Source organism: Pseudoalteromonas prydzensis, assembly GCF_001661495.1.
GTDB classification, from domain to species: Bacteria; Pseudomonadota; Gammaproteobacteria; order Enterobacterales; family Alteromonadaceae; genus Pseudoalteromonas; species Pseudoalteromonas prydzensis.
Map to the genome: position 1 here is coordinate 124,694 of NZ_BDDT01000002.1, position 13,325 is coordinate 138,018.

The 13,325-nt window shown below is 41.9% G+C and carries 9 protein-coding genes; 5 read left to right on the forward strand and 4 right to left on the reverse strand.

What is annotated here, in order from left to right:
- Positions 1 to 114: 114 nt before the first annotated feature.
- A complete protein-coding gene (locus A7968_RS04960; protein WP_064665483.1) occupies positions 115 to 1,281 on the reverse strand; it encodes a DcaP family trimeric outer membrane transporter in 1,167 nt (388 codons plus the stop codon).
- 304 nt (positions 1,282 to 1,585) lie between these two features.
- Here A7968_RS04960 and acs point away from each other — a divergent pair, with 304 nt between their 5' ends.
- Positions 1,586 to 3,526, forward strand: a complete 1,941-nt coding sequence (acs, locus tag A7968_RS04965) for an acetate--CoA ligase (RefSeq protein ID WP_064665484.1) — start codon at positions 1,586 to 1,588, stop codon at positions 3,524 to 3,526.
- A gap of 97 nt (positions 3,527 to 3,623) precedes the next feature.
- Positions 3,624 to 4,277, forward strand: a complete 654-nt coding sequence (locus A7968_RS04970) for a response regulator transcription factor (protein ID WP_064665485.1) — start codon at positions 3,624 to 3,626, stop codon at positions 4,275 to 4,277.
- Positions 4,278 to 4,348: 71 nt separating this feature from the next.
- Here the strand turns inward: A7968_RS04970 and purU are convergent, their stop codons facing one another.
- The 3 genes from purU to A7968_RS04985 form a co-directional block, all read right to left on the reverse strand.
- On the reverse strand, positions 4,349 to 5,179 hold the full coding sequence (gene purU / locus A7968_RS04975) for a formyltetrahydrofolate deformylase (RefSeq protein ID WP_064665486.1): 831 nt from the start codon (positions 5,177 to 5,179) through the stop codon (positions 4,349 to 4,351).
- 89 nt (positions 5,180 to 5,268) lie between these two features.
- Positions 5,269 to 6,294 carry a helix-turn-helix domain-containing protein gene (locus A7968_RS04980; RefSeq protein WP_064665487.1) on the reverse strand — a complete coding sequence of 342 codons (1,026 nt, stop codon included), beginning with the start codon at positions 6,292 to 6,294 and terminating at the stop codon, positions 5,269 to 5,271.
- On the reverse strand, positions 6,291 to 7,211 hold the full coding sequence (locus A7968_RS04985) for a GGDEF domain-containing protein (RefSeq protein ID WP_064665488.1): 921 nt from the start codon (positions 7,209 to 7,211) through the stop codon (positions 6,291 to 6,293). The genes A7968_RS04980 and A7968_RS04985 overlap by 4 nt, the downstream gene beginning before the upstream one ends.
- Positions 7,212 to 7,547: 336 nt before the next feature.
- On the opposite strand from A7968_RS04985, the gene A7968_RS04990 reads away from it, so the two are divergent.
- From A7968_RS04990 to A7968_RS05000, 3 genes are all read left to right on the forward strand, one after another.
- Positions 7,548 to 10,319, forward strand: a complete 2,772-nt coding sequence (locus A7968_RS04990; RefSeq protein WP_064665489.1) for a TonB-dependent receptor — start codon at positions 7,548 to 7,550, stop codon at positions 10,317 to 10,319.
- A gap of 71 nt (positions 10,320 to 10,390) precedes the next feature.
- Positions 10,391 to 11,692, forward strand: a complete 1,302-nt coding sequence (locus A7968_RS04995) for a metallophosphoesterase (protein ID WP_084448041.1) — start codon at positions 10,391 to 10,393, stop codon at positions 11,690 to 11,692.
- A 193-nt stretch (positions 11,693 to 11,885) separates the two neighbouring features.
- Entirely contained in the window at positions 11,886 to 13,250 is a 1,365-nt protein-coding gene (locus A7968_RS05000; protein WP_064665490.1) for a hypothetical protein, read from the forward strand.
- Positions 13,251 to 13,325: the final 75 nt, after the last annotated feature.

The window sequence follows — 13,325 nt, forward strand, 5'->3', positions numbered from 1 at the left end:
CAATGATTTGCAATTCTGTGTTGTGATTTTATTAATAAAGTGTGTGAGTAAGTCGGTAATAAAAAAGCGGCCAAGGCCGCTTAAGGAAGTAATAAAAGTTAAATTGTTAAATTCTTAGAATGCGTATTTCACTGAGAACTGTAAGCGTTCCATGTCGCCATCATTACCGCTTTCTACTTCACGCTCAGCATGTTTTAGTTCTGCACCAAAGGTGAGCTTTTTAACCGGAGAGTAAAGAATATTGGCACTGTAGCTTTGGCTTGATTTGGTTGGATCGCCAGTGATGGCCAATAAATCGGTGTTGTTATCTGCTGAAAAGAATGAGTAAACAAAGGTTGAACGCCATTGGCTATTCCAATTTTGTTGATACGCAATAAAGCCAGATGTTGAATCAATTGCGTCCAGCTCATCACCATTTAAAACCGCACCATTAGCAACGTTTACACCAATATAGCGACCTAAGCCTTTACCTTGAGTAAGCATAAATTTGAGGTTGTTTTCACCGAAGTTCACTTTACCAGAAGCACTGATACCAAATGAGCTTTCATCCGCATCTAAACCATTTTGCTTATAAGTCAGTTGGCGAGCAAGCGCTGCAACGACAAACTCACCCCAATCCGCTTTCATACCATAACGAGCGGTAAAGTCAGGTAATGTAGCATCATCGACAGAGGCACGAGCGCCACCTTGTGTGGTGATGGTGCTTTCAGGGTTTTCAATAGAAAAAGACCAATTACCTGTGGTATAGCGTGCTTGAGCTTGACGCACAAAAACCGTGCCTTCAGCTGGACCGATGAAATCGAGTGTTTCTGGTAATGCGCCAACATTTTGAAAGTTTGACCATGCTTGACCAAATAACCAGCCATCGTAAGTGATAAATGCTTGGCGTACGCGTGGTGCGTATGAGTTACTAACGCGCTCATTGCCACCTGCAGCTGAAGCAATAAAGTCTATTTCGATTTTAGTTTTAATTTCTTTACCGTTATCGAGCTTCGTTGCTGTACCAAAGAAGAAGCGTGATTGGCGTGCATGCATGTCGAATACCGGGTCGCTATCTACGTCAGTGCCGACCGGTGTTGTGCCAGGAATATAAAAGTCACGACCTATACTGCCACCTGCGGGCACACCGTCTGAGTAGTCACTCCACATTGCGTCGAGTTTTACATAACCGCCATAAGTTACATCTGTGCCGCCGATGGTTGCGGCCTGAGCTGTGGCTGTAAGTGCGCACAGCACAGCAGTGGCGGTCAGTGTTTTTAATGCTATCGCTTTAGTTGTCATAGTCAAAGTCCTATTCTGGGCTACTTGTTGCATTATTGTAATTATGTTGTGATACCACTTTTGATTAAGTATGCTTTTTACTCAATTACCTATTGGTCTATTAGACTAAGGTGGCAGATTGCTTTGTAACGCAACCACATCATTAACACCTTGTATTAATAGTGCAAAAACTTAATATTTGAAAGTATGCTTGGGTACATAGAAATAAATCAAAGATAATACAACTAAGGTCTAATACTTTCGCTCGCTATGCTGAGTGATCCTTGAGGGAGGCCTTAGGCAAGTAATTAAAATGGAGACGAGTATGTCACAAAGTATCTATCCAGTTCCTGCACATATCAAGAATGCAGCCATAGTTGATAACGATAAATATAATACACTTTATAAGCAATCTATTGATGATCCTGAAGGTTTTTGGGCAGAGCACGGTAAACGTCTCGATTGGTCAACACCTTTCACAAAAGTAAAAAACACCTCTTTTGATAAAGGCCATATTAGTATTAAATGGTATGAAGATGGCGAACTTAATGCTTCGTATAACTGTATTGACCGCCATCTGGCAACTAAAGCAGATAAAACGGCATTGATCTGGGAAGGCGACGATCCATCGCAAAGTGAACATATTTCTTATCAACAGCTGCATGACGAAGTGGCAAAATTTGCCAATGGTTTGAAAAAACTCGGTGTTAAAAAAGGCGATCGTATCGCGATTTACATGCCTATGTCACCGCAAGCTGTTTATGCAATGCAAGCATGTGCGCGTTTAGGTGCAATTCACTCGGTAGTCTTTGGTGGTTTCTCACCATCAGCAATTGCAGATCGGATTAAAGATTCAGGCGCTAAAATTGTTATTACTTCTGACGAAGGGCGACGTGCAGGTAACACTGTGCCACTAAAAGCCAACGTTGATGAAGCGGTAGCGCAACAGTCAGTAACTACTATCGAGCATGTGGTTGTGCATCAGTTAACCGGTGGCGAAGTACAGTGGCATGAACATGATGTATGGTGGCATGACTTAGTTTCAGACCAACAAGCAGACTGTGCTCCAGAGCCAATGAATGCAGAAGATCCACTGTTTATCCTTTATACCTCAGGTTCAACAGGTCAACCAAAAGGTGTTGTACATACCACAGGTGGTTATTTAGTGTATGCATCGATGACCCATGAATATGTGTTTGATCTAAAAGAAGACGATATTTTTTGGTGTAGCGCCGATGTGGGTTGGATCACCGGTCACAGCTATATTGCATACGGTCCATTAGTTAATGGTTGCACGCAAGTCTTATTTGAAGGTGTACCAACTTACCCAACCGCAGGGCGTATGGGTGAAGTGGTCGATAAACATAAGGTGACTATTCTATATACCGCACCAACCGCGATTCGCGCCTTAATGGCGAAAGGTGATGAACCAACGGCAACTTCACAGCGTGATAGCTTACGTGTGTTAGGTTCCGTTGGTGAGCCAATTAATCCAGAAGCGTGGACCTGGTATTACGAAAACATCGGTAAGAGTAATTGCCCAATTGTAGATACATGGTGGCAAACCGAAACCGGTGGCATCATGATCACGCCATTACCAGGCGCGACAGATATGAAACCAGGCTCTGCAACCCGACCATTCTTTGGTATTGCGCCGGCATTATTTGATGCAGAAGGTAACACTCTGGAAGGCGCTGTTGATGGTAACTTAGTTATCCTTGATAGCTGGCCTTCTCAGGCACGTACAGTTTATGGTGACCATGAACGTTTTGAACAAACTTACTTCTCAGCTTATCCGGGTGTGTATTTCACGGGTGACGGTTGCCGCCGTGATGAAGATGGCTACTACTGGATCACCGGCCGTGTTGATGACGTGCTAAACGTATCAGGACATCGCTTAGGTACCGCCGAAATTGAAAGTGCACTGGTTGCTCACCCTGCGGTTGCCGAAGCCGCTGTTGTCGGTTACCCGCACGATATTAAAGGCCAAGGTATTTATGTTTACCTTACCCCAAATGAGGGGGTAACGGTTAGTGATGAACTAACTAAAGAAGTACGTAACTGGGTACGTAAAGAATTAAGCCCAATAGCATCGCCTGATATGATCCAATGGTCACCGGGTTTACCGAAAACTCGCTCTGGAAAAATCATGCGTCGTATTTTACGTAAAATCGCTGCAAATGAGCACGAACAACTAGGTGATACCTCAACACTTGCCGATCCAAGTGTGGTTGATGAATTAATCGAGAACCGATTAAATCGTTAAATATGCGTTAAAAACTTGATTAGAAGTTGATTCTAAACGTAGTATATCGGCTGTCAGCTATTCGATAGATGACAGCCGAATTCATTAGGAGTGAACCATGAGTCAGTTTTTAATAGCGGACGACCACCCGTTATTCCGTGAAGCACTAAAAGGGGCATTAACTGCAAAGTTTGACGACTTAGAAGTTTTCGAATCAGAAAATTTTGACACAACATTGCAGGTGCTGAGCGAACAAGAAGATTTAGACATCTTATTACTAGACCTACATATGCCAGGTAGTGGCGATTTATACGGCCTGATCCGCATTCGCGAAGATTACCCAAGTTTACCAATTGCCGTTGTCTCTGGTAGTGAAGACATCAATATTGTTTCAAAAGTAATGAGCTACGGGGCGATGGGATTTATTCCTAAGTCGTCATCATCCGATGATATTGCTGGCGCAATTAATCAAATTCTAGAAGGCGATGTATGGCTGCCTAGCGAACTAAAAGACAAAGTAGCGAGCATAACTAATGAAGATAAAGAAATCGCCGCTCAAGTTGCCTCACTCACGCCACAACAATATAAAGTGCTACAGTATCTACATGAAGGTTTGTTGAATAAACAAATTGCCTACGAATTACATATTTCAGAAGCAACAATTAAAGCACACATTACTGCTATATTCCGTAAACTCGGGGTTTATAACCGTACTCAAGCGGTACTCATTGCAGCAAAATTACAACTCGAACCTATCGAGCAAGCACAATAATTACAACGTCGAAGTTATTCAATAATAAAAATAAAGAGGCCTAGGGCCTCTTTATTTCTACACTGTTTTACCTAACTAAACACCACTGTACGGTTGCCGTTGATAAATAGCTTATGCTCAGAGGCTAATTGCAATGCTTTACAAAATACGGTTTTTTCAACGTCTTTACCCATCTTCGCCATCATTTCTGCGGTATTTGCATGATTAACATGAGTTACGTCTTGCATGATAATTGGCCCTTCATCGAGCTCATTATTAACAAAATGCGCCGTTGCACCAATGATCTTTACACCCCGTTCAAATGCCTGGTGATATGGCTTAGCACCGATAAATGCTGGCAAAAAAGAATGATGAATATTGATAATTTTACCGTCAAAGCGGCCAACAAACTCAGGACTTAAAATTCGCATGTATTTAGCCAGGCCAATAATATCTGGTTTGTAACTAGCAATTAAGTCACCCACTTGCAGGTCGTGTTCAGCGCGTGATAGCCCTTCATGGCTGACCACATGAAACGGCACCTCAAAGCCCTTCGCCAATGGCGCTAAGTCAGGGTAATTAGCGATCACAGCCAGTACTTCAATATTCAGCGCTTGCTCAAATTGCTTTAGTAATACGCCGCCCAAGCAATGCGCTTCTTTAGTGGCAAGCAACACGACTTTGGTTTTTTCGTCAGTATGCAGTGCTAATTGCGCGCCATCGGGTAGCAAAGCCTGTAATTGATTTAAAAAGTCAGGTGCTGGTACGCCAGTTAATTCGGTACGCATAAAAAAGCGTTGAGCGTCTTTATCTACAAATTCATTATTGCGGGTAATATTTAAATTATGTTGGTGGCAAAGTCCGGTGATTTTAGCTATTAAGCCTACATCATCGGCACATTGCGTGGTTAGTATCGTGTTCATTTTTCCTCATTCTGATCCCGTGAACAGTGGCTCCATTATTTGTTAATTTGTCACTATTGCAAGGGCTTTATTGCATGATTGACTATAAATCACGTTGATTTAAGGGAGTAACGTAAATTACTTGGCGTCATGCCAGTCCAGCGTTTAAAAGCGCGGCGAAAATTTGTTAGGTCACTAAAGTTAAGTTCATTTGCGAGGGTTTCGTTACTTTGCGCTAAGGTGGTGATATTAAATACCGCGGTTTGGCGATTGATGCAATCTTGCAAGGCGCTAAAACGAGTATGGTGTTGTTTTAGTTTGCGCTTAAAAGTGGCGGGGCTCATAACGAAATGCTGAGCAACGGTTTCGAGATTTTGTTGTGGGTGAGCACTGACATGATTGCGTACTAATTGCAGCCAAGATGCCGCAGGTAAAGGTTGTTGCTGGATGGCTGCCAATGATTGCTGCAATAAACTTGGGCAACTATCAATTAAATGTTTGTTGTACAGTTCATCACTAATACTGACCATAAATAATTGTTGTGAAAACTTGCAGTTGGCTTGCAGATTGGTTTGATATTGCTCTATGTGTGTGGGCTGCGCATAGGGAAATGAAAAACAGAGATCGCTGTTATTACCTATTCGCCATTTACATGTTGCAGCGATAAAACTGGCAAATAATTCGCAGCAAAATTGTTCTACGATTGCATTTATTGCCCCAAAACTGAGATTAATAATGAAGTAATGGCGGCCTTGGTGGTATTTATGTTCGGCATTAAATAAGTTAAAGCCATGCAAAGGAGTGCGGGTGAGTAGTTTTTGTAGTGTACGTAAACTTTCGGCTTGAGAAAATGCGCTGTATAACGGGTTGTGATTGAGTAGTTTACGCCCGAGTAAAAAACTGAGTTGGTGTTGATTATCAAATTGACGACAGTTTTCTTGTAATCGATAAAACTGCTCAACACTGAGCGAAGCCGTTCCTGCGGCAAAATCTTGATAAAATAATTTTGTGCCTTTGAGTAATTTATCAGGGTGTACCCCTCGATGTTTGGCTAAATCAACTAATTGCGCTGCCCATGACTGTAAACCTTGGCAAGGAGAGTCGATGTAGCTGCTGTTGCTAAGTCTTGCACTCACGCAGTATGTCCGTGTAAGTGCTTATTAGTTAATAATCGTTGATGCAATTGACTGAGTAAACCTGAGGTTGAGTCACGGTGCGTTGCTGCCACTAAACTGGTGTGTACTTTTTGTTTGTAGGTTACGGCTTTGTCGCTGCTATTAAACGAAAACGCTTCTAACGCACTGACTAACGACACGCTTAGCTGCTCTGCGATAGCCAGTTCGGTGTTAGGTAACATGACAATAAAACAATCACTGGCATAACGGCAGACTAAATCTTGCTCGCGTATATTCAGGGTGATCACTTGAGCAAACTCTTGTAACAGTTTATCGCCTTCGGCATCACCAAATTGGCGATTAAAGCGATCAAACTGGGCAATATCTAACATCAGTAATGAAAACCCATGCAGGCTATGATGGAGCAAATTTAGCTCGCGGCTGATCTGGCTTTTCATATAATCGGCGCTGGCTAGGCCGCTAATAGCATCACTGAGTTGATGCTCTCGATAAAAGCGTTCGCGATTACGTAATTGTTGATTAATGGTCATTTGCTCTTGGTGCCAATGATACAAAGCCATAGTCATTAAAATCATGCCAAATGGTGCGGGAATAGATTCTATGGTACTCAGCCATGCTTGCTCTTCGCTATAGCTGACAAACTCATCAATAAAATCGAGCGTCATCGACAGGTTCATAATCGCAAGGCCTGAGAATAATAAGTTGGTTACCCGTCCCTTTGGCCTACTTAGCAGAATAAAAAATATCCACACTAGGGTCATGGCAGTAATACCGCCTTCACCAGCTACATCAAACCAATCTATCTGACTATGGCCTTTGTAGTGACCGTAGCTCAGTGTCAGGGTTAATACGCTGGCCAGCATCACCACTAAAATAAGCAGTAATGAGCGATGTAATTTTAAAAACGATAAATTCATGTTGAGCTCAATAGGTCATATTTGATAGGCAGAATAAGCAAACAGCTTAAACACCACTAGGGTCAGATTAGCTCATAGTGATGACATATTTTTTACGGTGCTAAGTTTCCAAACTGATTATTGCTCATGTTCGAATCAAAAAAACCTAAAAATAGGGGGTCAAATTAGCTCATTTTGGCGTATTTAACGGCTGAAAAAAGCCTAACAACAGTGAATTAACAGTGTTGCGGTAAGCGCTGACATATTTCTTTCATGATTGCCCCTTAGGGTGTTGCTGCGAGCCAAGCATGGCCAAGTAAATAATTAAAATCACTAGTAGCAACCAAGAGAACAATTATGAACCCTTTTATTAAATCGAGTATTGCATTAGCGTGTTGTGGCATTTTATATGCGACTCCAGCCTTAGCCGATGGCCGTGTACAAGGCCGTATTACCGATGCCAGCCAAAGCGTGTATTTTGGCGGCGCGAAAGTATCAGTTAAAGAATTAAACTTAAATACCGTTAGTAACCGCGATGGCTCTTTTTCATTTAATAAGTTGCCAGCGGGTGATTACACTTTAGTGGTTGAATACATTGGGGCACCATCGGTAGAACAAAAAATTACGGTGGTGGATTCACAGGTTTTCACCCAACAAATTATTATTGGTGCGCAACAAGATGCCATCGATAACATTATTGTCTATGGCCAAAGTGCTGGTCAGGCAGGCGCAATTAACCGTCAAAAGAACGCAACTAATTTAAAATCAGTGGTTAGTGCAGACTCGATTGGCCAGTTCCCTGATCAAAATGCCGCTGAGGCATTACAACGTTTACCGGGTATTTTTATCGCCCGCGACCAAGGTGAAGGACGGTTTGTTGGTATTCGCGGTATTGATCCTAACTTAAACAACGTCACAGTAAACGGCTTAAATGTACCGTCGCCTGAGGCGGGTGTTCGCTCTGTAGCGATGGACGTATTACCAAGTGAACTAATTCAAAGTTTAGAAGTAAGTAAAACAGTTACCCCAGACATGGATGCCAGTGCCGTTGGTGGCTCAATCGAAGTTAAAAGCCTCAGTGCCTTTGACAGAGCGGGTGAGAGTTATAGCTTTACTGCACAAGGCTCGTATAACGAACTAGAATCTAAAACCAGCCCTAAGCTATCGGGCAGCTACACCAATATTTACCAGTTAGATAACGGCCTAGATTTAGGTGTAGCAACGGCGATTTCGTGGTTTAAACGTGATTTTGGCTCACGCAATATGGAAACCGATGGCGGTTGGAGCAGCTTTGATGTTGAGGATGCCGTAACGGGTGATGACGTTGAAATATTTGGCGCAGAAGAAATTGAGCAACGTCACTATAAAATTACCCGTGAGCGTTTAGGCGCAGCTCTTAATTTAGATTTACACAGTGGGGCAACGGATAAATATTATTTACGCACTCTGTACAGTGATTTTTCTGATGATGAATTTCGTCAACGCAATGAATATAAATTTAGCGACGGAAAATTAGTTGATAGCGATGGCGACAGCGCTAATTTTAGCGGTGCAGAAATGGACCGCGATACCAAAGATCGTTATGAAGAACAAAGCATTTTATCTATGGTACTTGGCGGCGAAAATCAATTAGATAATTGGTTTGTTGAATACAATGTAGGGTATTCAAAATCAGAAGAAAAAGAGCCAAACCGTTTAGACGTTACCTTTGCTGGTGAAGATATTGATATGGGCTACATAGCTCGTGTTGACACGCCGGTACTGAGCCAATCGGCTAATGCCCATGATTTAAGCCTATTTGCGATGGACAAAATTGAAGCGGCCAACAACCTCAGCGAAGATGAAGAGCTTAGCTTTAAACTTGATTTTAGCCGTGACTTTGTGTGGCAGAATAACAACGGTGAATTTAAATTTGGTTTTAAACATCAAAATCGCGAAAAGCGTAATGACGTTAACGTATCGATTTATGATGGTGATTTTTTAGATGCAATGGGCAGTGACTTTGCAGCCCCTGAGCCTGACTTTGATTTAGGCAGCTTTGGACCAGGCCTTAACCGTGGAGCAATTCAGACTTTTTATAATGCCAATAAAGCCGAGTTTGCCTTTAATAGCAACGAGTCACAAATTGAATCTGATGGCCAAAGTTATGTGAGTAATGAAGATATTACCGCCGCTTATGCAATGATCAGCATGGATATCGATAAGTTACATGTGGTTGCCGGTGTACGCTATGAAGGCACACAATTTGATACCAGTGGTAATCAAGTTGAACTCGTGGTTGATGATATTAACGATACTGAAACGGTTACCACCACGCCTTGGCAGGTCAGTAAAGATTACGACTACTTTTTACCAAGCTTAAATTTACGTTATAACGTGAGCGATAAATTGGTAACACGTTTTGCCTATACCAACACCATAGCGCGACCAACGTTCAGTGATTCGGCGGCGTATCAATTAATTGAAACTGAAACGCTAGAAGAAGATGGCGTGCAGGTAACAGAGCGTAAAGCTGAGGTTGGTAACCCTGACTTAGACCCTTACGAGTCAATGAACCTAGATGCGTCAATCGAATATTACCCAGGCAGTATTGGCGTGTTATCGGCGGGTATTTTCTATAAAGACATCGACAACTTTATCATTCAACAAGAAGTGCAAGATAACGGTGATTGGGATGGTTTTGACGAAGTGGTGCAAATGGTTAATGGCGGTAAAGCCTCATTAACGGGTATTGAACTCAACTGGAACAAAACCTTTAAATCAGGATTTGTGCTTGGCGCAAACGGTACCTTTATTGATGCTGATGACAAGTTACCAAACCAAGCTGATACCGTGGCGAATATCATTGTAGGCTATGAGAATAATGCCATTAGTACACGTTTAAGTGCATCATATAAAAGTGAAAGTTACCAGTTTGATGATGCGGATATGGCCGTTTATGAAGACAGCCACATGCAGTTAGACTTTAGCAGCAAATACTATTTCAACGACACCATGAATGTGTACTTTAATGCTACTAACCTAACTGATGAGCCTATGTACTTGTATCATGGCGATAAGCTTTACAACTATCAGTATGAATCTTACGGACGTACCTTTGAACTAGGCTTTACGTTCTCTTCTTTATAAAGAGTATACCCAAACCACCTTATGATGCCGATGAGCCTGTCACTTTACGCAGGCTCATAATTGAGAATGTTATGATTAAAAAAACAACTTTATACCTTGCACTTAGTGCTTGCCTTACCACGATTGGCTGTACCTCTAAAACACCTGATACAACGCAAGCAACTACCACGAGTAATATTGAATTTTTAGCTTTTGGTGATGGTGGTTATCATGTTGACTATCCAAAAACTAAACACATCACCAACCCTAAAAACAAGCAACAGTTTATAGCCGCAGAGCTTGCTGATTGGTTAGAGGATTATCGCCCGCGCGATGAATTTGATCATGCACCAATATATATTTATCCAGGCACTGAGATTGCTACTGAGCAAGGGGGCGCTCAGGCTGTGGGGATCGCAATGGCAAAATTGTGTGAAACAAAAGCGTGCCAATTTGCCATTCAATTGGGAGATAATGTTTACCCTGATGGCGCCGATGCTGACGATGGTAAAGACGATCAAAAGCGCTTATATGATCTTGTTTATGCGCCACTAGAGCCGTTATTTCAAGCGGATCCAAATTTAGTAGTGTATTCAGCATTAGGTAATCACGACTGGAAAAGTTCGCGTAAAGGCGTGGCATTGCAAACCCAGTGGATGGCGCAGCAAGGCAACTTTTTTATGGGTGAAAATGGCTACTACAGTTACAAAATGGGTGAACCGGGCAATGATGTAGAATTTTTTGTGCTTGATACCAATATGCTACTTGCGGGACAAACTTTTTATGATCTGCCGCTAAACCCCGATGGCAGTGAAATGAATGAGCAGCAAGCAATAAAAGAGGGCCGTGCTGAACTAGAAATACACGATCCCCATGAAGGGCCACAAAATGGTGAAGACTTAGCCCAGCTTGCGTGGCTTAAACAAGGCATAGCAAACTCAACGGCGAAATGGAAACTGGTTTATGGCCATCATATTTTATGGTCAATTGGTGGCACTAAATATAGCGAAGGACATGTACTGCGCAGTTTGCTAATGCCAACGCTGTGTAAATACGCTGATGGTTATATTGCCGGTCACGAGCACGATTTAGAGTTACTTACCGATGATTGCTCAAAGTTTGATTCAGGTAATAGTATGGGTAAATTACCTTTGATCATCTCAGGTGCAGCATCAAAAATGCGTGGCAAACACACCCCGTTTGCACAGTTTCAAGAGCGCCAATACCCTGAATATGATTTACTTTGGTCAAAGAGTTTTGTTTGGGGATTCAGTCATATCAGCCTTGATAACCAAACGAATCAACTGGATGTGAGCTTTTATACTACACCGCGCGATTTAAGTGGCAAAGTTATTAATGAAGGCAGTTTTAGTTTTTCTAAACGTACTCGCTAAGTTGCAAATAAAGCCAGTGCTTCGCGCTGATTTGTTATTTTAATGTATAAAAATGTGCGTTTTATTTGCACATTTATACACTTATTTACGAATTCGTAAAGAACTGTAAGTGCAGGTAATGCTTTGTAAATCATGGAATTATTCCTTTTGTTAATGGTCATATTCAAACTATTAACAATAAGGAATTGATTCCATGCACAGCCCTTTATTTAAAACTGCACTAACAACCTCTCTAATTGCAACACTTACTGCGTGTTCGGGTGATGATTCGAGCTCCAGCAAAAGTGGTTACATTCAATTGTACAATGGCTCTTACAATAGCCCATATACGCGTTTATTTATTGATGATGCTGAGCGTTCCGGAGCTGACTTTGGTGATGTAACGACTCGCCATAATTACAGTACTAATGACTACGATGTGAACTTTAAGTACCTTGATGCAAAAGATAGTTATATTACCATTAGCGAACAAACGGTTTCGGTCAAAGATGATATGACCCAATTATGGGTGATGAATGGTGATTTTACAGAGCCGACATTCAGCGAGCTCAGCGTGCCTACCGGTGGTGATGAGGGGTCAGCTAACTTAGGCTTTTTTAATATTGTTGGCGAAAACTTGAGTTTTGATGTGTATTTAGCAAATGATGATGGTTTGTTTGATACTGCAGAACTGATTGCCTCACCAACTTATTTAAATGAGTTGGCGCTACAAAGTTTTGATGAAGGCTATTACACCTTGTACTTAACGCAAAGTGGCAGTACCGATGTGTTATTTGCATCAGCCTCTGTGTATTTTAATGACGAGGCGAGTTATGTGGTGATGATCCGGCCAAGTTACGCCACCGAAGAAAACGGCATCACCCTTGATGTTGTTACATCAAGCAATAGCGTTACAGCGCTTAAGCATCAGAATGCACAGGGGCAATTGCGCTTTATCAATACTATTGATGATTATTCACAAGTCAGCTTTAGTGCAACGCGTGGCTCGCAAACGAGTGCCACAGATGTAACGACTAATGACATGTACTCTAACTACCTTGAGCTTGATCCAAACAGCTACAGTATTGCAATGCTAGATGAGACGGGTAACAAAATTGTCGATAACTTTTTACTTACCCTTGAGCGTGAACAAAGTAACCTTGGCGTTTTCTACAATGACAAAGATTACGGCCCACGAATGATGACGGTAAAAGAGACCTTAACCCCAAGCAGCTATAGCCATAAAGTGACCGTTGTTAATTTAATTGATAGCTATGCCGGGCAAGATATTAGCGACGTTGATGTGGTGTTTACGCTTAACGGTGAAACGGTTGATGATGCTAAAAATATTATTGATGGCATTGATCAGTACGATCAAGAAGACCAAGTAGTTGATAATGAAATTTATACTACGTATGTACTTTATGAGGATAACGGCCAGCAAATTGTGCTTATGCAACAAGGTGATATGGACTTTAGCCAAGAAGGTAACTACATCTTAATTCTTGAACATGATGAAACAACGAGTACGGGTTACAAAATGACGCTAGAACGTACCGTTACTGACTCGGTAGAATAATCTGGATTTTAATCTCAGCCTTAGCGATGCTAGGCTGAGATTTTTTGGGTATATTTTCAATACACTTTACGCTAT